The sequence below is a fragment of the Brevundimonas sp. DS20 genome (genome assembly GCF_001310255.1).
Taxonomy (GTDB): domain Bacteria; phylum Pseudomonadota; class Alphaproteobacteria; order Caulobacterales; family Caulobacteraceae; genus Brevundimonas; species Brevundimonas aurantiaca.
The window spans coordinates 1,052,928-1,071,700 of the sequence record NZ_CP012897.1 but is presented as its reverse complement, the minus strand read 5'-3'; the positions used below and the strand labels follow the sequence as shown (position 1 = coordinate 1,071,700).

The window sequence follows — 18,773 nt, the reverse complement described above, 5'->3', positions numbered from 1 at the left end:
CCTCAGCCCGCCGTCGCGGCCTCGATGAAGTCCAGCGGCGTGTCCGCCGGCGGCAGGCAGCTGCGATCCACCGGCGCCGACGGATCGCGCAGGAAGTCGCGCGCCATCTTGCGGGTGCAGGGGCTGGCGTTGATGACGCCGTGGGTCGCATTGGTCACGATCACCACCTGGCTGTTGGAGTAGCCCTTGGCCGCCGCCTCGGTCAGGGGCGGCGGGCAGCCCGGATCGATCTCGGCGGCGACGAACAGGGTCGGGACGTCGGTCTGGACCGGCAGGTTCTCGATCGGCAGCGCGGGCCGTTCCCCTACCGCCGCGCAGACGTCGAACAGCCGCGACAGCGAGGGGACCAGCACCTCAGCGACCGGATCGCCTGCGGCGCCCGCCGCCAGCCGCGCCTTGGATTCGAACGGCAGTTCTTCCTTGCACAGATGGGCCATGTGCTGACCCTCGAAATAATAGGTCCGGTCCTCGGCGATCTCTGCGACCGGGCTCAGGTCCCCGGCGATGATCTTCTCCAGATCGGCCGGCAGGCTGCGCACGCCCCGCGCGCTGTAGGTGGTGTCCATCAGAAAGGCCGACAGGTCGTCGACGGTGAAGGTCTTACCGTCCTTGCCCGTCACGGGGCCGGCCAGCCATTTGCGCGCCTCGGCCTCGAACCGCGCCTGAAGGTCCGGATGGCGCGCCGCGCAGTCCGCCTGGGCCTGGCATTTGCCCAGGATGATCTTGACCGCCGTCGACACCTGTTCCGGGGTTCCAACCGCCCAGTTGCCCTCGGGCGGCCAGGGGCTGTCCATCACGGCGGCGCGGACGATCTGAGGCTGGTGGGTGATGACCGCCGCCTCGATGCGCGGGCCGTAGGAGCCGCCCCACAGGTCGATCTTCGACAGGCCCAGGGCCTGGACCATGTCCTTGACGTCGGCGGCGGTGGCGGCGGCGTTGTACTGGTTCAGATCGACGCCTTGGGCCTGATACCCCTTCAGACAGGCGATCAGCCCATCGCGATCCGCATCCGACGGCGGCCCCGCATCGGTCAGTTCGACGCCCGGACAATCCATCGACGGGGCGCCGGCCCCGCCGCCGCGCTGATCGAACAGGATCACGTCCTGATCCACCGCAAAGGCTTCCGGATTGCGGCGCAGGGCCGTCAGCATCCGGCCGGCCCCGCCGACCATGGCCCCGCCCGGCCCGCCGTGGAACATCACCACCGTCGGCAGGGCCTGATCCGAGGCGTCCTTATAGGGGGCGGCGGCCTTGATGATGACCAGGGCCAGGTCGATGCGCCGGTCGCTGACCGTCCCGTCGCGCGCCTCGTCCACCGTCAGGGTTCCGCACCGCACCTGGCGCACCTCGGTCGGCCAGTCGGCCGGACAGGCCTTTTCGGTGAAGACGGGGGCGGCTGCTTTCGCAGGCGGCGCCAGACTGGTCAGGCCGGCCGCAAACGCCACTAAGGCCAGGGTGCGCAGGATCATGGGTCGAGGGCTCCGGTTCGTCCCAGCAAACCCCCGCCCGCCTCGCTTGGCAACGCCTATCGACGATCAGGCCGCGTGTTTCTTGCGCGCCGCCTCGGTCAGGGTCTGGGCCATCCGCTCCTTCCAGTCTTCGCCCTCTTCGGCGAAGGCGCGAATGGTGTCGGCAGGCAGTTTCAGACCGACTTCGCGCTCGGCGACGATCTGGGCGTAAAGCTCAGGCAAGGCTTCCCGCAAAGGCCGCGCCCTGGCGAAATCCTCATCCGTCCACTCCGGATTCTGGGGATCGTCGATCTCGCCATCCTCATAGTCGTTCGGATCGAGGCTGAATTCGGGATCAGCCATAGCGTCGGACCTCCTTGACGTTCGCGCGCCGCAGACTGATGGCCCTTATTACGCCGTCGCGGACGGTGAAGGCCAGCATATGCAGCCGTCCGTCCAACATACCATAGGCGCGCCAGCGTGGCTCGCCGTAATCCTGACGGTCATCCACCAGCACATAAGCGGTGCGGAGATCGATTTCGCTGGCGCGCGCCAAAGACAGCCCGTGTTTCTCGCGGTTGATCCCATCCTTGCCCGGATCGAAGGCGATCGTCACTCGAACAGGTCGCCGGGAACCGGGCCGGCGCTCGGGTTCGGCGGCGGGGTCAGCCCCAGATGCGCATAGGCCTTGGCGCAGGCCATGCGGCCGCGCGGGGTGCGCATGATGAAGCCCTGTTGCAGCAGATAGGGTTCGATCACGTCCTCGACCGCGTCGCGCGCCTCGGCGATGGCCGCCGCCAGAGTGTCCATCCCCACCGGGCCGCCGCCGTAGTTTTCGATCAGGGCCTTCAGGAACCGCCGGTCCAGACTGTCCAGCCCGGCCTCGTCCACCTCCAGCCGCGCCAGGGCCCGCGCCGCCACCAGCTTCGAGATGGTCTCCGCCCCTTCGGCCGAGGCGAAGTCGCGCACCCGGCGCAGCAGCCGCCCGGCGATCCGGGGCGTGCCCCGCGCCCGCGAGGCGATCTCGCGCGCCCCGCCCTCGTCGATCCCGGCGCCCATCTTGCGCGCCGTGCCGCGCACCACCGCCGTCAGTTCGTCGGGGGTATAGAACTCAAGCCTCAGGGGGATGCCGAACCGGTCCCTCAGCGGCGTGGCCAGGAGGCCCGCCCGGGTCGTGGCTCCCACCAGGGTGAAGGGCGCCAGGTCGATCCGCACCGACCGCGCCGACGGCCCCTCGCCGATGATCAGGTCCAGCACATGGTCCTCCATGGCCGGATACAGGATCTCCTCGACCTGAGGGCTTAAGCGGTGGATTTCGTCGATGAACAGGACGTCGCGCGGCTCCAGATTGGTCAGGATCGCCGCCAGGTCGCCCGCCTTGGCCAGGATCGGTCCGGACGTGGCCCGGAAGCCCACCCCCAGCTCGCGCGCCACGATCTGCGCCAAAGTCGTCTTGCCCAGACCGGGCGGGCCGAACAGCAGCACATGATCCAGGGCCTCGGCCCGGCCGCGCGCGGCGTCGATGAAGACCTTCAGATTGCCCTTGGCCTGAGACTGACCGACGAACTCCGCCAGGGTCTGGGGCCGCAGGGCGCGGTCGAAGGCTTCGCCCGTTTCGGCCTCGGGGGAGATGATGCGGGTCATGGTCGACCTGGGTGGCGAGTGGCTGCCGAGTGGCGAGTGGCGAGTGGCGAGTGGCGAGAAAGCCGCCCCGCTTTCGGCCCATCATCGGCAAAAGCGGCGTACAGTCCGGTGAGGCCACACGACAGCGCTCGCCACTCGCCACTCGCCACTCGCCACCCCCTTCCAATCACCGCCCCAGCTCCTGCAGGGCCGCGCGAATCACCGCCGACAGTTCGGCCTCTTCGCCCAAACGGATCAACGCCTGATCCACGGCGCGGCGCGCATTGACCTCGGCGACGCCCAGCCCGAGCAGGGCCGACACGGCCTCGCCGGTGATGGACGGAACCGGCGGTGCGATCTCGACGTGCATGCCGGGTGCGGCCGGCGCAAAGCTGACGTCACCCACTATACTGCTTAGGGGCTTGCCCTTCAGCTCGGTGACGATCCGCAGCGCCAGTTTCGGCCCCACGCCGTTGGCCCGCGCCACGGCCGCCTTGTCTTCGCGCGCCACAGCCGACGCCAGTTCGCCGGGCGGCAACACGTCCAGCACCGCCAGGGCCGCCTTCGGCCCCACCCCCTGAATAGCCAAAAGGGTCGTGAACGCCCGCCGTTCGTCCCGCGTCAGAAAACCGTACAGGCGCGGGCCCGCGTCCTCGCTCCACTGCGAATGGACATGCAGGGTCGTCTCGTCCCCCGGCGCCGGCAGCCGGCCCAGGGTCCGCGCCCCGCACGACACCACATAGCCCACCCCGCCGCAGTCGATCAGGCAGTCCGCCTCCCCGACCTCGGCCAGCACCCCTCTCAGACGTCCGATCACGACCAATCCTCCCCCGTTGGGGGAGGGGGACCGCGAAGCGGTGGAGGGGGCTTGCCCCAGACACCCTGTTCGCGGCAGGCCCCCTCCACCACCCTTCGGGCGGTCCCCCTCCCCCAACGGGGGAGGATTTCAATGTCGCGCCTCACGCCGCCCCCCGGTGCATGGCTTCCAGCAAGGACCGTTTCCTCAGTTGCGCATGGGTGATCGCCACGGCCAGGGCGTCGGCGGCGTCCGCCTTCACATCCCCGGCGGTCGGCAGCAGTCGTTTGATCATGAAGGCGATCTGGCCCTTGTCGGCGTGACCGGCCCCGACCACCGCCTTCTTGATCAGGTTCGGCGAATATTCGGCGACCCTTAAGCCCCTTTGGGCCGGCGCCAGCATCACCGCCGCCCGGGCATGGCCCAGCTTCAGGGTCGAGGACGGGTTCACATTGACGAACACCTCTTCCACCGCCGCCTCCTCGCAGCCGTGGTCGGCGCAGATCGTCCCCAGGGCCTCGAACAGGAACAGCAGCCGTTCGGAAAAGGGCGCGGCCTCGGGCGGGGCCACCACCCCGTGCGCGACCCAGCGCAGGCGCGCGCCGTCGGCTGTGATCACGCCCCAGCCGGTGCGTCGCAGACCGGGGTCCAGGCCGATGATTCTGACTGTTTCGTTCGCCATCCGTTCCCCTCATGCCGCAAAGAGGGTTAGCGGGCAATGAACAGCTTGATCTGCGGGTCAGAAACCCGGCCCCATCGACCTCAGCCGTGGGCCTCCACATAGGTTTCCGGGTCCTTGTTGACCGGCTTCACCCCGGTGATGTGTTCGGCCTCAAAGGCGGCGAACCTGACCGCCAGGTCGTGGCGGAGGTCAAGGTCGGCGTTCAGGCGGAAGTCGGTCAGCCCCTGCCGCTCCTCCTCGCCCATATGTTTGGAGTTGACCACATTGGCCCGGCCCACCGCCTCGAACCAGGCCGGGCTGCCGACCGGATGCTGTTCCACCGCCTTGACCGCATCGCGCAGCTTGTTGTGGTCCTCGATGGCGTCTTCGGTCTCGCCCTCCACCGTCCCGTCGTCGGCGTCATTGGCCCCTTCGCCCAGCTTGATCAGGTCGGGATAGAAGAACCGCTCCTCGGCCTCGGCATGGACGTCCAGAAAGGCCGACAGCCTCAGCCAGACCGCGCTCAGGGCGTCCACGTCGGTCGGGTCGATCTGTTCGATGATCGAGAACAGGCGGCGCTGTTCGGCGTGGTCGTCCAGGATCAGCTGGGTGATGTCCATCGGGGTCTGCATCCTTCGACCGGACCGGCGCCGGGCGTGGCGGGTCTGACGGTCCACCCGCTAATCCGCGCGGCCCGCGACGGTTCCCGCCCCGCTCAGCCGTCGCGCGGATTCAACCGATAGGCGGCGACGCCCGGCGCGGCGCACAACAGGGCGGCCAGCCGCTCCAGCTCATCGTCCGTCGCCGCCTTCAGCCGCCAGGATCGCCGGATTCGGCGCCCGTCATGGATCAGCTCCAGCCGCCCGGAATGGGCCTGGGGGTCGATGGCGCGAATGGCGGCCTGGACCTGATCCTCCGGCGACGGCGCCGCCCGGTCCCAGGCCACGACCACATCCACCACCTTGCGGTCGGGCAGGCGCAGGTCGATCAGCCGCAGCCCCCCCAGGATCAGGGCCGTAACCCCGGTCCCCAGGGCGCCCAGGCCGTAAAGCCCCGCCCCGAACAGCAGCCCTATGGCCGAGGTGATCCACAGGGAGGCGGCGGTGGTCAGTCCGTGCACCGAAAATCCAGTGCGGAAGATCACGCCGGCGCACAGAAAACCGATCCCGGTCAGCACCCCATGGGCCATCCGCGTCGGATCGGTGACGATGTTCTCATCCGGCAGGGCGCGGAACGCCCAGTCGGCCTGGCGCATGGCCGCCAGCATCAGAAGGGCCGAGGCCAGACTGACCAGGATGTGGGTTCTGAACCCGGCCGCGCGGCCGCGCCATTCGCGCTCCAGCCCGATCGTCCCGCCGGCGACGACCGCCCCGAGGATCGGCCAGAGCGCGCCGTTCAACAGGTCGCTCATCATGCCGATCAAGCGACGGGAGCGCCCGAATGTTCCGGGCGCGTCCTATTTCGGACGATCAGCCGACGATGGCCTGAAGCTGGGCGGCGGCGTCGGCGATGCTGGGACGGCCGCCCCGGCCCCGACGGGCGGCGTCCAGGGCGGCGGCCGACATGGCGGCCTCGGCCCGCACGCTTTCCAGATCTTCGCGCAGGGCGCTGATCTGCTGGTTCAGGGTCTGGACGCGCTTCTCATGCTCGTCCTGGGCCGCACTCAGCTTGGCCTGCAGCTTGACCATCCGGTCCTCGGCCCGGGCGATGGCCTTGTCGTGGCCGGCGGCCGCCTTGGCCAGGGCGTCGGCGCGGTCCACGGCCGCCACGCGGGCGACCTCCATGGCGGCCTGACGCTGACGCGCCTCCTCGATCTCGCTCTCCAGGGCGCGCACCCGCTCCACGGCGCGGTCCAGATTGATCTGCAGCGTGTCCGCCCGGCGCTCGGCCGCATGGCCCCCGGTCTGAAGTTCGCCCAGGCGCGAGGTCAGTTCGCTGTTCAGCACCTCCAGGCCGTTGGCCCGGGCCGTGGCCGTGTCCAGCCGCGCGGTCAGGGAGGCGGCCTCGGCGCGGGCGGCCTCGACCTGGCTTTCCAGGGTGCGGATGGCGCGGGCCGCCTCGGCCTGTTCGGAGGCGGCGCGGGCCCGTTCGGTGGCCAGCTGGCCCTCGCCGGTCGCCGCGGCGCGCGCCAGGGCGGCCACCTCGGTCCCCACCTCGTCCACGCGGCGGCGCAGCACGGTGTTCTCTTCCAGCACCAGGGCGTGGTCGCGCTGGATCTGGGCGCGGGCGGCCTCCAGCTCCGACCGCGCCGTCTCGGCCTGGGTCAGCTGGATGCGCAGCGACTCCTGGTCCTGCTCCAGTTCGCGGATGCGCTGGACGGCGGCGCGATCGACCGCCTCGAAGCCTTCGATCCGGGTGGCGGACTGGGCCAGGTCGGCGCGCAGACGGCCGATCTCGACCCGGGCCTCCTGCAGATTGGCCGTGGTCTCGGCGCCGCGCGCCTCCAGATCGTCCACCTTGGCCTCGGCCTCCGCCAGGGCCTCGGACAGGCGGCGGACCTCGGCGTTGGCCAGACCCAGCTGCCGGGCCGCCTCGTCATGGGCGTTGCGCAGATTGACCAGTTCGACATGATTGTCGCGCCGCGACCGGAACTCGGCCTCCAGCGGATCGCGCAGCTGACCCAGCAGGGTCTCGAAGGTCCCGAACCGCTGGGCCATTTCGGCCAGCTGATCCAGACTGTCCTGGATGGTTTCGAACCGTTCGCCGATCAGGCCGGCGACGTCCTGCTCCTCCGCCCGGGAAACCGGGGCGGCGGCCGGGGCCTCATTGCTCTGGGCCTTGCCGCCGCGGGACAGAACCCGGTCTATTCTGGTCAACTTCATGATCGCGCCCCTCCGTCTTCGCTCCGGCCAGCCGGCTCGACCCCAGGTCGAATCAGCCGCGCCCCAAGCGTTGACGAAAGGTTAAGCGCGAGGCGCACCCAAGTCGAGACCCGCGTTCGCCGATCAGCCGGCGTATTTCGCCGCATCCTCGTCGGAAATATCCTCATTGGAATAGACGGCGGACACGTCGTCCTCGGCGTCCAGGGCGTCCAGCAGTTTGAACAGGGTTCCGACCGCCTCGCCCGTCACCGTCACCTCCGACTGGGGCTTCCAGACGATGGCGGTGGACTTGGGGTCGCCCAGCACCTTGGACATGGCCTCGGCCACCTCGTTCAGGTCCTCGAAGGCGGTCCAGATGGTGTGGCCCGGCGCGTCCTCATAGATGTCCGGCTTGACCAGATCGCTCTCGACGTCCTGGGCGCCGGCCTCGATGGCGGCCTCCATCACGGCGTCCTCTGTGCCGGCCTCGGCCGGATAGACGATCTTGCCCACCTTGTCCCACATGAAGGCGACCGAGTTCATCTCGCCCAGGGCGCCGCCGTTCTTCTTGAAGGCCGTGCCGATGTTGGAGGCCGCGCGGTTGCGGTTGTCGGTCAGGGCTTCCACGATGATGCCGACGCCGCCGGGGCCCCGGCCCTCGTAGCGGACCTCTTCCATCGTATCGACGTCGCCGCCCGAGGCCTTGTTGATCGCCCGCTGGATCACGTCCTTGGGCAGGCTTTCGGCCTTGGCGTTGTTGATGGCCAGGCGCAGGCGCGGATTGGCGGCCGGGTCCGGCAGGCCCGACTTGGCCGCCACGGTGATGTCGCGCGACAGTTTGGAGAACAGTTTGGAGCGCTGCGCGTCCGCGCGCCCCTTGCGGTGCATGATGTTCTTGAATTTCGAGTGGCCGGCCATGGGGATCGTCTTCGACAGTCTGAAACCTGAGCCGCGCTCCCTAGCCGATGCGCGGCAGGCTGTCACGCCGCCGCGACGGCGTCGAAGCGCAGTGGAACCTCAACCATTTGGGGGTATTGATCCCTGAAGCCGATAAGGAGCCCCCGATGAACGCGACCGACATCTATGAAGCCGAGGGCCGCGCCGACGACGACCTGCACGAGGCCGACATCGTCGAATGGTACGAGGCCCGCCCCGTCACCGTCCCCGCCGCCGTCGCCGCCGGCTCCATCATCGCCGCCTTCACCCTGGGCGCCCTGACGGCGGTGGGCGTGCTGTTCCTGACGGGACAGCTGGACGACTGAAGTCACCCTCCAGCCCCTCGCCTGCGGGGAAGAAGCAGGCCGTGGCGCGCAGCGACGCCCGAACCATAAGGGTCTTCGCCGTTTAACCTTGAAGCGACGACGCCTCGCCCCATCTGCCCTTCAGCACAGCCGAGGGGGGCGCCGATGTTCAGCCTGTTCTTTCATCCGAGGCGTTCCGACGACGGCCGGCCTGTCGCCGTCCGCGTCGTCGCCGGCGCCAAGAGCTCGGCCACGACGGACGCGCCGAGCCCGGTCCTGGTGGAGCGCGTCTCTAGCGACGACGGGCCTCCGGCGCCGAGCCGGCCCAGGCCCCCGTCCTGAGGTCCGCCGTTCAAGGCTCCACGCGCAACGCCTTCACCCGGCAGGCCGCGCAATCCGCCGCCCGCACGATCAGGGTGTTGGTCCCTTCCAGGAAGGGCAGGGCCGGCGTCGTCGCCTGGCCCCAGCCGTCGCCCGCCGGAAGATCAATCGCCGTCGCCTTCCCTCCGTTCAGCGACACCGACACCCGGCCGCCGGTTCCGACCACCGTAAGCGCCCGCGTCCCGGCCGTCTCGGCCGTCACCGTATAGCGCAACCACTCCCCTGTCTCGAACTCGGCCACCACCGGCTCGCCCTCGACCAGGGCGATGTCCACCCCGTCGTTCCTGAAGGTCCGGCCGGTGTTCCACCAGGGCACGCGCTCACCCGGCCCGTCGATGTCGGAATCATAGACGTCCGACCAGGCCGCGCCCGCCCGGCCCAGGTCATAGTCCGCCGCCCGGATCGTCGCCCCCGACGTCCCGATGCGGTGATCGGCAAAGGGGACCGCCGCGTCCGAATGGGGCCGGCGCAGCAGGGCGTCGACCACGTCGCGATGTTTGACGGTGTTCTCGAACCGGACGTCCTGGGTCGCCAGCTGCATCAGGGTCGCCTCCGCCTCCGCCGCCGACGGCCGCTCTCCCTTGCCGGTCCAATAGGCGACCAGCCGCGCCCAGCCGGGATTGGGTTTGATCTCCAGCGGCTGGTTGAAGCCGATCTTCTTCAGCGGCCAGAAGGCCCAGCCGATCCCCTCGCCCTCGACCAGGGCCACGGTCTGCGTGAACCAGGTGTTGGAGTTCTCGCCGGATTCGCCCAGCCACAGCGGCGCGCCGGTCTCCTCCCTCAACCGCAGCATCTCGGCGATCGAGGCCCGGTCAGTCGCGTTCCAATATTTGTGGAAGCTGATGACCGTATTGTCGTCCCACAGAGGCGTGACGCCGCGATAGTTGTTGCCCCAGCAGTTCCCCTCGATGACGATCATGTGCCGCTGATCGACCTCGCGGATCGCCGCTGTGATCTCCATCATCAGCGACCGCAGCGGGACGTTGGCCGTCTGCTCGCAGCCGTGGCCGCCGCCGGGCTTTTCGAAATCCCAGTTGGGTTCGTTGATCAGGTCATAGGCGCCGATGGCCGGCTCGTCCGCATAGCGTTCGGCCAGCCGCCGCCACAGGGCCACGGTCTTCCTGCGGTTCTCCGCGCTGTCCCACAGCGACGGCTTTGCCGGATCCCGGTCCGATATGGCCAGGTCGCTCCCCTGCCCGCCCGGCGCGGCGTGCAGGTCCAGGATCAGGTACATCCCATTGGCCTTGACCCAGGCCAGCAGGGCGTCGATCTCGGCGAAGCCCTCCTCCTTCCAGGTGTCGCGTCCCGCGACCGGCTCCTGATCGACCGGCAGGGTCAGCCGGTCGTAGTGCATCGGCAGCCGCACCGAGTTGAATCCCCAGCGCCCCATGGCGTCGATGTCGGCCTTGGTCGTATGGTTGGCGCGCCAGGCGGCGTAGAAGGCTTCGGTCTTCTCCTCGCCGATCAGATCGGCGATCCGCCCCCGGATCACATGCTGCTGACCCAGGGCGCCGAGCTGAAGCATATAGCCTTCCTGCAGCACCCAGCCGCCCAGACCCATGCCGCGCAGAACAACGGGCCGCCCCGTCTCATCGACGATCCGCGCCCCTTCGGCCCGCAGGAAACCGCCCGTCTGGGCCGCCGTCTGGGCCGCCGCGCCGCCGGCGCAAAGCACCGCGCTCGCGGCCAAGACCGCGATCCATCCCGTCCTCATGGCGTTCCTCCACGCGCTTTTGTGGGAACGTTCTCACGCGCAGAGCGGATTGGCTAGGGCGGCGACGCCTGTCCCGGCCGGGAATATCCCAGATCTCCTAGCCGGCGTCGTATCGGAGGCGGGCGCCCTTGATGCTGTCCTGATTTTGATCCGCCCACGTCACGAGCTCCATCACGGGCGCGAGCAGCGTCCGCCCGACATCCGTCAGCTCGTAATCGACGCGCGGCGGAATGGTGGGAAACAAGGTCCGCTTCACCAGCCCGTCACGTTCCAGGCCGCGCAGGTTAATCGTCAGCATCCGTTGTGAAATGCCGTCGATGCGACGCCGCAGTTCATTGAACCGCACAGGGCCGTCCTTGAGCGTCGCGATGATGTACAGGGTCCATTTGTCGCCGATGAGATCGAGGATTTCACGAACCATCCGACAGTCGCTCCCTTCCCCGGGGGTGGGAAAATCAATGTCACTAAGGGTCATCGGAGTGCCTTCTTGCGGGCGACGGAGGGGGTCACTTTAATAGTGTTGGTAACAAGATTTCACTACTCTTTCCATCGGAGCCATCATGACCCGCATCCTCCTCGTGACGTCCAGCCCTCGGGGCGCAGAAAGCCTCTCCACCCGTTTCGCGACCGAGATCGCCGAAGGCCTGAAGGCCCGCTCGGGCGGCGCCCTTCTGACGCGGGATCTCACCGCCAACCCGCCGCCCCATATTACTCAGGCCTATATCCACGGCCGCGTCACGCCCCCAGAGGCGCGCACGCCCGAACAGGCTGCAGCGGTCGCCCTCGCCCATGAACTCGTCGATGAGGTGAAGGCCGCCGACGTGATCGTCTTGGGTTCGGGCATGATCAATTTCGGCCCCTCCTCGCAGCTCAAGGCCTGGTTCGATCACATCACCTGGCCCGGCGTGACCTTCGGCTACGGCGAAGACGGCCGGCCGTGGGGCTTCCTGACCGGCAAGAAGGTCTATCTCGTCACCGCCACAGGCGGCGTCTTCTCTGAAGGCGACTGGGCGCCCTTTGATTTCCAGACCGGCAATCTGCGCCATCTCCTGGGCTTCATCGGCCTGACCGACGTCGAACTCATCCGTGTGGAAGGCACCGTCTTCGGGCCCGAGGCGGCCAAGGCCGCCGTCGCCGCGACGGAAGCCCAGGTTCGCTCGGTCCTGGAACGGGCCGCCTGACGACGCCTGGCGGAAGGGACCCCAAAATGTTGCAGATCGACCTTTACGCCGAGATCACCTGTCCCTGGTGCATCGTCGGACATCACCGCCTCGACAAGGTTCTGGAGGAGTGTTTTCCTGATCTGGACGTCGATATCCGCCAGCATCCGGTGCTTCTGCTCCCCGATGCGCCGGCGGAAGGCCTCTACATTCCCGATCTTCTGCTGTCCCGCTACGGCGTGACGGATCCGAAGGCGTCATTCGCTCGGCCCGAGGCGGAGGCGAGGGCCTCGGGGCTCGACCTCGATCTGAGCCGCCAGCTCTGGACCTACAGGACGCAGCCGGCGCACGGGCTGATCCTGGCGGCGCGAGCCCGAGGCGCGCAGCACCGGCTGGCGGTCGCGATCACCGACGCTCACTTCCTGGGGGCGATGAACATTTCGGACCCCGATGTCCTGGCGGATATCGCCGTGAACCATGGGTTCGAACGCGAAGAAGCCCGCGCGATCGCGCTCGATCCCGAGCAGCATCGACACGTCGAACAGGAGGCGGCGCGCTCAATGGCGGCCGGGGTGAGGTCCGTTCCCCACTTCGTCTTCGGCGGGCGCATCGCCATCAACGGCGGACGCAGCGAAGACGAGATCGCCTCGGCCATCCGCGCCGCCGCATCCGCCTGAGATTGGCCTGTCCTGGCGCCGTCCTGATCGCCCCCCTTACCGCCCCGGCTCGCCCGCCGCCGCTCGAACGCGGTCGGCAATGGCGTTGGCCCTTTCGTTCAGCGCGCCTTGGGCGCCCTCAGCCACCGTTGGCGAGATCAGAAAGACGGCCAGGCCCTGGCGCGGATAAAGCGAGATCCAGGACGAGGTGTTGAAGGTGCCGCCGCCATGGTACAGCTGCCCCTCGGTTTCGGGTCTGTAGGTGTTCCAGAAATAGGCGCGGCCGAAGTCGCCGTCCTGGAACAGGGGCGTCGTAGCCTGGGCAGGGATCGGGTCCCGCCGGTCGAAATAGAGGGCGAGATATCGCCCCATGTCGGCGGTCGTGGCGACCAGGCCGCCGGCCCCGTCGCAGGTTTCGGCGGCCCGGTCGCGCACCGCCAGACGCGCGGGATCCTCGACCGCAGCGCCGCATCGAACGTCGATCGCTCCGTCGCGGGCCTGAAGGAACCGCCGCACCAGTTCGGGATAGGGGGCGCCGTAGATCCGTTCCAGAATCAGACCGATCAGCCGGGCGCCGGCGTTGCTGTACAGATAGGTTTCACCGGGATCGGACCGCAGCTCGACCGCGTTCAGCCGCCTCAGAAAATCCCGATCGTCATGGGCCGCCAGACAGGCGATGCGGGCCGGATCGGCTGCCTGGTCTTCGCACGCCAGCAGCATCGGCAGGCCCGACATGTGGGTGGCGAGATGACGGACGGTGACGGGCTTGCCGTTGCGGGTCAGCCGCGAGGGATCGACCTGCGGCAGATAGAGGGCGGCCGGCGCGTCCAACGCGACCTTGCCGTCCCGCACCGCCTGGGCCAGCAGCAGGCCGGTGAAGGTCTTGGTCAGGGAGCCGATCTCATAAAGGGTTTGGTCGTCCGGCGCCCGCCCGGACGGCGATCGGCCGTAGTGGAAGGTATGGACCCGCCCCTGATAGACCACGGCGCCCGACACGGATTGATAGCGCCCATCCGCCATCAGCGGCGTCACCTCCGCGGCGGCCGCCGCCAGGATCGCCGCTTCGCCCAAGATCGCCGTCCCCTGTGAGGGCTCCGTCGCCGCGCTCTGGACAGGCTGGGCCGAACAGGCGGCGAGCGGCGTCCAGACGGCGACGCAGGCCAGCGCAAGGGCGGCGGCCGAACCGACAGGAAGGCGAAACGTCATGCGAGCTGCTCCGATAGGCCCCCAGTCCACCACGCCGCCCCGCACGGGGCCAATGAAGCTTCGGTAATACGACCTGTCAGCGCGGCCTCACCCCGCCTTCAGATTCTCCACCACCGCCCTCAGCTTGGCGGGCAGGGGCTTGGGCCGGCGGGTTTCGGCGTCGACATAGACGTGGACGAAATGGCCGACGGCGGCGGGGATGTCGACGCTGCGCTTGAACACCGCAAAGCCGTAGGTGACGCTGGAGGTGCCGATCCGGTCGACCTTGATCCCGACCTCGATCACATCGGGAAACTTCAGGGCCGAGGTGTATCGGCAGCCGCTGTCCACCACCAGGCCGATGGACTCGTTCAGGGCGTCGGCGATCAGCAGATGGGCGTTCACCGCCGAGTCCACGAACTCGTAGAATTTGGCGTTGTTGATATGGCCGTACTGGTCGTTGTCGGCCCAGCGGGTCGAGACCATGTGAAAGGCGCGATAGGTCGCGCGTTCGGCCAGGGGGCCCAGTTCCGTCTTCGGCATCGTCATCATCCTCCCCGGCGATCGTCCGTGTCGCCGTCCAGGTGACGCTCGGGCTTGGACGACGTGGCGTCAAGCGCCTATCGGTAGGCGGACGATCACAAGCGCTCAAGCGGCTGACGACCGCGTCCTCGGCGATAGCGCAAGGAGAAGCTTGACTATGAGCATCACGACCCGCGCGGCTGTTTTGTCGAGGAGCAACGCCGCCCTTCCCTACGCCGACAGCCGCCCTCTGTCGCTCGAGACGGTGACGCTCGACCCGCCCGGCCCCGGCGAGGTCCTCGTCGCCGTCAAGGCCGCCGGCCTGTGCCACTCGGACCTCAGCGTCATCAACGGCGACCGTCCCCGCCCCCTGCCCATGGCCCTGGGGCATGAGGCCGCAGGCGTGGTCGAGGCCCTGGGCGACGGCGTCACGGATCTGGCTGTCGGCGATCACGTCGTCATGGTCTTCATGCCGTCCTGCGGCCATTGCGACCCGTGCGCCGGCGGCCGTCCCGCCCTGTGCGAGCCGGGCGCCGCCGCCAACGGCCGGGGCGAGCTTCTGTCCGGCGCCCGCCGCCTCTTTCGCGAAGGCGAGCCGGTCAACCACCACCTGGGCTGCTCCGCCTTCGCCGAACGGGCCGTGGTGTCGCGCCGGTCCCTGGTGAAGATCGACCCGGAGCTGTCGTTCGAAGAGGCGGCCCTGTTCGGCTGCGCCGTCCTGACCGGGGTCGGCGCCGTGGTGAACACCGCCGGGGTCAAGGCGGGCCAGAGCGTCGTGGTCATCGGCCTGGGCGGCGTGGGCCTGGCCAGCGTCCTGGGCGCCCTGGCCTGCGGCGCCTCTCCCGTGATCGCCGTCGATCTGTCCGAGGACAAGCTGGCCCTGGCGCGCAGCCTGGGTCCGGTCCAGACCGTCAACGCCGCCGATCCCGATGCGGTGGATCAGGTCCGCGCCCTGACGAACGGCGGCGCCGAGGTCGCCTTCGAAATGGCCGGCTCGGTTCGGGCGTTGGAGAACGCCTGGAAGATGACCCGGCGCGGCGGAACCACCGTCACCGCCGGCCTGCCCCCGCCCGCGGCGGCGCTCGCCGTCAACATTGTCTCTCTGGTCGGGGAGGAACGCACCCTGAAGGGCTCCTACATCGGAACCTGCGTCCCCAGCCGCGACATCCCCCGCTACGTCGCCCTGTACCGCCAGGGCCGCCTGCCGGTGGACCGTCTGATGAGCGGCGTCATCCCGCTGGATGAGATCAACGCCGGCTTCGACCGGCTTCACGCCGGGGAGGTGGTGCGGCTGATCGTTCGCCCGTGAAGAGACGGTAATTCCGGCGCCCGTTTTCCGCCGCAAAGCCGAGCGCCAATCCCGGCCCAAGCTTCAGCGGAGATTACCATGCGCCTGTCCCGCCCGTCCTTGGCCGCCGCCATGTCGGCCGTCGTCCTCGCCTTCGCCGCCCCGGCCTTCGCCCAGGACGCCCCATCCGACAACGCCCGGGGGCAGGACAATGCCGAAATGGCGGCCATCTTCGCCGCCGACCAGGCCGTCCGCCAGAACATCGACCCCCAGAAGTTTCGCGACCGCGCCTTCGTCGAGCAGATGCACGCCGCCGACGCCGCCCGGCGCGTTCAGACCCGCGCCCTGCTGGACGCCGGGGCGCTGAAGACCGGCGCCGACTATCGCGCCGCCGCCTTCGTCTTCCAGCACGGCTCGACGCCCGAGGACTATCTGCTGGCCCACAGCCTGGCCGTCGCAGCGGTGGCCAAGGGCGATGCGGACGCCGCCTGGATCGCCGCCGCCACCCTGGACCGCTATCTGCAGATGACGGACAAGCCCCAGATCTACGGCACCCAGACCCGCAAGACCCGCGACGCCCCGGCCACCCTGGAACCTTACGATCGCGCCCTGGTCCCCGACAGCTTGCGGGCCGTCTTCGGCGTCCCGCCCCAGGCGGAACAGGACGCTCGCCTCGCCGCCGTCAACGCCGCAGCCGAAGCTGCGGCGTCCAGGCCCTGATCGCTCAGTTCGCCGCCGGTTTCGGCGGCGCGTTCTTCACATACTGGTCCAGCCAGCGGGTCATCTCCCACAGCGTATGGCCCACCGATTCCCGCGCCCGGTATCCGTGCGCCTCCAGCGGCAGGGTGACGTAACGCGCCGTCGCCCCCAGCCCCTTCAGCGCCGCATAGAAACGCTCGGACTGGACCGGGAAGGTGCCGGAGTTGTCGTCCGCCTCGCCGTGGATCAGCAGGATCGGCTCATTCATCCGGTCGGCGTAGGTGAAGGGCGACATCTCCGTATAGACCTCGGTCGCCTCCCAATAGTTGCGCTGTTCCGACTGGAAGCCGAACGGGGTCAGGGTGCGGTTATAGGCGCCCGACCGCGCGATCCCGGTCCGGAACAGGTCCGAATGGACCAAGAGGTTCGCCGTCATGAAGGCGCCGTAACTGTGGCCGCCGACGGCGATCCGGTCGCGATCCGCCACCCCCATGCCGACCACCGCATCGACCGCAGCCTTCGCGTCGGCGACCAGTTGTTCGACATAGGTGTCGTTCGGCTCTGCCCCATCCTTGCCGATAATGGGCATGGAGGGGTTGTCGAAGATCGCATAGCCCTGGGTCAGCAGGAACAGATGGCTGGACCCGCCCGGTCGCACGAACCGGTTCTGAACGTCCACCGTCTGGCCCGCCACCGCCGCATCGGTGAACTCGGCCGGATAGGCCCACATCAGCATCGGCAGGGGCCCGTCGCGGTCCTTGTCATAGCCGGCCGGCAGATACAGGGTCCCCGACAGCTTGACCCCGTCGGCCCGCTCATAGGTCACCAGCTGGCGCGTCGCTCCGGCCAGCTGCGGCGCCGGATCGGGGAAGTTGGTCAGGGCCGTGGTCTGGCCCGTCGTCAGGTCGCGGATCTGCAGGTTCGGCGGGTCCAGCCGCGTCTCGCGCTGGGTCACCACCCGCTTGCCGTCCGCGTCCAGGAAACCGACCACATATTCATAGTCGGTCTGGGCCGAGGTCCACAGCCGCTCGCTGCGCCCCGTTGCCGAGTCCATCGCGGCCAGGAAGGGGAATTCGCCCTGGGGCGTGGCGCCCGCCCCCTGCATCAGGATCTTGCCGTCGGGGGTGAAGCGGATCACCGACCGGCCCGCCGCATTCGGCTGGGTCACCGGCTGGCCCGGATTGTCGTAGCGGGCCTGATAGTTCCGCTCCAGCAGCAGCCGGCCCGCGCCGGGATTGGACGGATCGACCACGAAGCGGCTCTCATGCCGGGTGTTGAACCAGCGGCTGTTGACCACAGCCAAGTCATCCTTGCCCCAGACGATCCCGGCGTACCGCTCCTTCAGGTCGATCAGCTTGACCGGCTCGGCCGTGAAGGGGGCGGCCTGCATGAAGACCCGGTCGCGGAACTCGGCCTCGCGGCGGATGTCCCCGCCGTCCAGGGCCTCGACCCAGGTCAGGGTCGCCGGCGCATCGGCCCGCCAGCCCACGGACCGCGGCCCCGGCGCCACGGCGTCGAAGGCGGTCGGCACGTCGTCCCTCAGCGGCAGGTCGGCGACGGTCCGCACCACCCGCCCGGCCATGTCCGTCACCACGATCTCGGTCGGGAACAGGCCCGCCGGCACCGCATAGGAATAGGGCCGTTTGGCGATCTCGTGCAGAATGTACTTCCCGTCGGGCGACAGCGAGGCGTCCAGATAGACGGCCGGGGCGCCGATCGTCCGTGCACGGCCGTTCAGCGGAACCAGGGTCAGCTGGCTGGTGAAATAGTGGTCGAACAGGGCCTCGTCGCCCGGATTGGACAAGAGGTCCTGATAGGTCCGGACCGGCGCCGCACGCCCGGCCGTCTCCTCGATGTTCGGCCCGGTCGGCGCCGCCGTCACGTCCGGCGCAGCCCCCCGCCCGGCCGGAACCGCCTCGACCAGCAGGCCCGAACTGTCCGGCAGCCAGTCATAGCCGGCCCCGCCCGTCATATTGACCACCGGGTCGGTCAGCTTGCGCGCCTGCGCGCTCGCCACGTCTACGACCCACAGCTCCAGCCCCGTCGGCCGGTCCATGACGAAGGCCAGGTGTTTCGCATCGGGCGAGAAGCGCGCCCCCGTGAACCGCGCCCCGGCCGGCAGGGCCACGACCCGGGGCGATCCTCCATCCACGGCCTGAAGCGTCAGCCCCGTCAGCCACGAGACCCGGCTCTCGGCCGGCCCGTTGTTGCGCGGATTGATCCGCGACCCCGCCAGCCGCAGCATCGGCTCGGCCAGGGCCTGGATGCTGGGCAGGTTCGACCGGTCCATCAGGACCAGGGTCTTGCGGTCCGGGCTCAGCATCGACGACGGCGTAGGCTTGGCGTCCAGAATGTCCGCGATCGGCTGGGGCGGTTGCTGATAGGTCATCTGACCGGGCGCCGCGGACTGGGCCAGGGCCCCGCTCGCCGTCGTGGCCAGCAACACCGCCGCCAGCGCAAGGCCGGAACCGCGAACACGCATCATCATCGTCTGAAGTCCCCACTGATTTAAGTGTCAGACTAACGACAGCCGCAACACGGCGGCAACCCCAATCCTCCCCCCTTGGGGGAGGTGGCTCTGAGCGCAGCGAAGAGACG

Annotated in this window: 20 protein-coding genes; 5 read left to right on the top strand and 15 right to left on the bottom strand. The window is 69.0% G+C overall.

Features of this window, described 5'->3' with window-relative positions; genetic code table 11:
• Positions 1–2: 2 nt before the first annotated feature.
• The 10 genes from JL11_RS05130 to JL11_RS05085 form a co-directional block, all read right to left on the bottom strand.
• The gene (locus tag JL11_RS05130; RefSeq protein WP_054764707.1) at positions 3–1,469 is read right to left on the bottom strand and encodes an alpha/beta hydrolase; all 1,467 of its coding nucleotides are present in this window, start codon (positions 1,467–1,469) and stop codon (positions 3–5) included.
• A gap of 66 nt (positions 1,470–1,535) precedes the next feature.
• On the bottom strand, positions 1,536–1,811 hold the full coding sequence (locus JL11_RS05125; protein WP_054764706.1) for a BrnA antitoxin family protein: 276 nt from the start codon (positions 1,809–1,811) through the stop codon (positions 1,536–1,538).
• Positions 1,804–2,064 carry a BrnT family toxin gene (locus JL11_RS05120; RefSeq protein ID WP_054764705.1) on the bottom strand — a complete coding sequence of 87 codons (261 nt, stop codon included), beginning with the start codon at positions 2,062–2,064 and terminating at the stop codon, positions 1,804–1,806. The genes JL11_RS05125 and JL11_RS05120 overlap by 8 nt, the downstream gene beginning before the upstream one ends.
• On the bottom strand, positions 2,061–3,092 hold the full coding sequence (gene ruvB / locus JL11_RS05115) for a Holliday junction branch migration DNA helicase RuvB (RefSeq protein WP_054764704.1): 1,032 nt from the start codon (positions 3,090–3,092) through the stop codon (positions 2,061–2,063). Before ruvB ends, JL11_RS05120 begins: the two co-directional genes overlap by 4 nt.
• A gap of 166 nt (positions 3,093–3,258) precedes the next feature.
• Positions 3,259–3,888 (bottom strand): Holliday junction branch migration protein RuvA, encoded by a 630-nt coding sequence (ruvA, locus tag JL11_RS05110; RefSeq protein WP_054766827.1) that lies wholly within the window; start codon positions 3,886–3,888, stop codon positions 3,259–3,261.
• 142 nt (positions 3,889–4,030) lie between these two features.
• Positions 4,031–4,549: a crossover junction endodeoxyribonuclease RuvC gene (ruvC, locus tag JL11_RS05105; RefSeq protein ID WP_054764703.1), complete on the bottom strand. Its 519-nt coding sequence runs from the start codon at positions 4,547–4,549 to the stop codon at positions 4,031–4,033.
• 80 nt (positions 4,550–4,629) lie between these two features.
• Positions 4,630–5,205, bottom strand: coding sequence for a hemerythrin domain-containing protein (locus JL11_RS05100; RefSeq protein WP_231681405.1), 576 nt, complete (start codon positions 5,203–5,205; stop codon positions 4,630–4,632).
• 38 nt (positions 5,206–5,243) lie between these two features.
• A complete protein-coding gene (locus JL11_RS05095) occupies positions 5,244–5,939 on the bottom strand; it encodes an MgtC/SapB family protein (protein ID WP_054766826.1) in 696 nt (231 codons plus the stop codon).
• A 58-nt stretch (positions 5,940–5,997) separates the two neighbouring features.
• Positions 5,998–7,350: a hypothetical protein gene (locus JL11_RS05090; protein WP_054764701.1), complete on the bottom strand. Its 1,353-nt coding sequence runs from the start codon at positions 7,348–7,350 to the stop codon at positions 5,998–6,000.
• A 123-nt stretch (positions 7,351–7,473) separates the two neighbouring features.
• Positions 7,474–8,247, bottom strand: a complete 774-nt coding sequence (locus tag JL11_RS05085) for a YebC/PmpR family DNA-binding transcriptional regulator (protein WP_054764700.1) — start codon at positions 8,245–8,247, stop codon at positions 7,474–7,476.
• A 146-nt stretch (positions 8,248–8,393) separates the two neighbouring features.
• Here JL11_RS05085 and JL11_RS05080 point away from each other — a divergent pair, with 146 nt between their 5' ends.
• Positions 8,394–8,591, top strand: coding sequence for a hypothetical protein (locus JL11_RS05080; protein WP_054764699.1), 198 nt, complete (start codon positions 8,394–8,396; stop codon positions 8,589–8,591).
• Between the two features lie 331 nt (positions 8,592–8,922).
• Here the strand turns inward: JL11_RS05080 and JL11_RS05075 are convergent, their stop codons facing one another.
• Positions 8,923–10,665 carry a cellulase family glycosylhydrolase gene (locus JL11_RS05075; protein ID WP_054764698.1) on the bottom strand — a complete coding sequence of 581 codons (1,743 nt, stop codon included), beginning with the start codon at positions 10,663–10,665 and terminating at the stop codon, positions 8,923–8,925.
• Positions 10,666–10,762: 97 nt separating this feature from the next.
• Positions 10,763–11,086, bottom strand: coding sequence for a winged helix-turn-helix transcriptional regulator (locus JL11_RS05070; protein ID WP_197273343.1), 324 nt, complete (start codon positions 11,084–11,086; stop codon positions 10,763–10,765).
• Between the two features lie 139 nt (positions 11,087–11,225).
• Here JL11_RS05070 and JL11_RS05065 point away from each other — a divergent pair, with 139 nt between their 5' ends.
• On the top strand, positions 11,226–11,846 hold the full coding sequence (locus JL11_RS05065; protein WP_054764696.1) for an FMN-dependent NADH-azoreductase: 621 nt from the start codon (positions 11,226–11,228) through the stop codon (positions 11,844–11,846).
• Positions 11,847–11,872: 26 nt separating this feature from the next.
• Positions 11,873–12,502 carry a DsbA family oxidoreductase gene (locus tag JL11_RS05060; RefSeq protein WP_054764695.1) on the top strand — a complete coding sequence of 210 codons (630 nt, stop codon included), beginning with the start codon at positions 11,873–11,875 and terminating at the stop codon, positions 12,500–12,502.
• Positions 12,503–12,538: 36 nt separating this feature from the next.
• Here JL11_RS05060 and JL11_RS05055 read toward each other — a convergent pair whose 3' ends face one another.
• Together JL11_RS05055 and JL11_RS05050 are read right to left on the bottom strand one after the other, a co-directional pair.
• Positions 12,539–13,687: a serine hydrolase domain-containing protein gene (locus JL11_RS05055; protein ID WP_054764694.1), complete on the bottom strand. Its 1,149-nt coding sequence runs from the start codon at positions 13,685–13,687 to the stop codon at positions 12,539–12,541.
• Positions 13,688–13,774: 87 nt separating this feature from the next.
• Entirely contained in the window at positions 13,775–14,209 is a 435-nt protein-coding gene (locus JL11_RS05050; protein ID WP_054766825.1) for an acyl-CoA thioesterase, read from the bottom strand.
• Positions 14,210–14,366: 157 nt separating this feature from the next.
• On the opposite strand from JL11_RS05050, the gene JL11_RS05045 reads away from it, so the two are divergent.
• Together JL11_RS05045 and JL11_RS05040 are read left to right on the top strand one after the other, a co-directional pair.
• Positions 14,367–15,497 (top strand): zinc-dependent alcohol dehydrogenase family protein, encoded by a 1,131-nt coding sequence (locus tag JL11_RS05045; protein ID WP_054764693.1) that lies wholly within the window; start codon positions 14,367–14,369, stop codon positions 15,495–15,497.
• Positions 15,498–15,575: 78 nt separating this feature from the next.
• Complete coding sequence (locus JL11_RS05040) at positions 15,576–16,196, top strand: hypothetical protein (protein ID WP_054764692.1); 621 nt, start codon at positions 15,576–15,578, stop codon at positions 16,194–16,196.
• Positions 16,197–16,200: 4 nt separating this feature from the next.
• Here JL11_RS05040 and JL11_RS05035 read toward each other — a convergent pair whose 3' ends face one another.
• Positions 16,201–18,663 carry a S9 family peptidase gene (locus tag JL11_RS05035; protein WP_082382601.1) on the bottom strand — a complete coding sequence of 821 codons (2,463 nt, stop codon included), beginning with the start codon at positions 18,661–18,663 and terminating at the stop codon, positions 16,201–16,203.
• Between the last annotated feature and the right edge of the window lie 110 nt (positions 18,664–18,773).

Coding starts and splice junctions, on each gene's coding strand:
- JL11_RS05130 (WP_054764707.1), bottom strand. CDS start 1,469: ATGATCCTGCGCACCCTGGCCTTAGTGGCGTTTGCGGCCGGCCTGACC.
- JL11_RS05125 (WP_054764706.1), bottom strand. CDS start 1,811: ATGGCTGATCCCGAATTCAGCCTCGATCCGAACGACTATGAGGATGGC.
- ruvB (WP_054764704.1), bottom strand. CDS start 3,092: ATGACCCGCATCATCTCCCCCGAGGCCGAAACGGGCGAAGCCTTCGAC.
- ruvC (WP_054764703.1), bottom strand. CDS start 4,549: ATGGCGAACGAAACAGTCAGAATCATCGGCCTGGACCCCGGTCTGCGA.
- JL11_RS05095 (WP_054766826.1), bottom strand. CDS start 5,939: ATGAGCGACCTGTTGAACGGCGCGCTCTGGCCGATCCTCGGGGCGGTC.
- JL11_RS05090 (WP_054764701.1), bottom strand. CDS start 7,350: ATGAAGTTGACCAGAATAGACCGGGTTCTGTCCCGCGGCGGCAAGGCC.
- JL11_RS05085 (WP_054764700.1), bottom strand. CDS start 8,247: ATGGCCGGCCACTCGAAATTCAAGAACATCATGCACCGCAAGGGGCGC.
- JL11_RS05080 (WP_054764699.1), top strand. CDS start 8,394: ATGAACGCGACCGACATCTATGAAGCCGAGGGCCGCGCCGACGACGAC.
- JL11_RS05075 (WP_054764698.1), bottom strand. CDS start 10,665: ATGAGGACGGGATGGATCGCGGTCTTGGCCGCGAGCGCGGTGCTTTGC.
- JL11_RS05070 (WP_197273343.1), bottom strand. CDS start 11,086: ATGGTTCGTGAAATCCTCGATCTCATCGGCGACAAATGGACCCTGTAC.
- JL11_RS05065 (WP_054764696.1), top strand. CDS start 11,226: ATGACCCGCATCCTCCTCGTGACGTCCAGCCCTCGGGGCGCAGAAAGC.
- JL11_RS05060 (WP_054764695.1), top strand. CDS start 11,873: ATGTTGCAGATCGACCTTTACGCCGAGATCACCTGTCCCTGGTGCATC.
- JL11_RS05055 (WP_054764694.1), bottom strand. CDS start 13,687: ATGACGTTTCGCCTTCCTGTCGGTTCGGCCGCCGCCCTTGCGCTGGCC.
- JL11_RS05050 (WP_054766825.1), bottom strand. CDS start 14,209: ATGCCGAAGACGGAACTGGGCCCCCTGGCCGAACGCGCGACCTATCGC.
- JL11_RS05045 (WP_054764693.1), top strand. CDS start 14,367: ATGAGCATCACGACCCGCGCGGCTGTTTTGTCGAGGAGCAACGCCGCC.
- JL11_RS05040 (WP_054764692.1), top strand. CDS start 15,576: ATGCGCCTGTCCCGCCCGTCCTTGGCCGCCGCCATGTCGGCCGTCGTC.
- JL11_RS05035 (WP_082382601.1), bottom strand. CDS start 18,663: ATGATGATGCGTGTTCGCGGTTCCGGCCTTGCGCTGGCGGCGGTGTTG.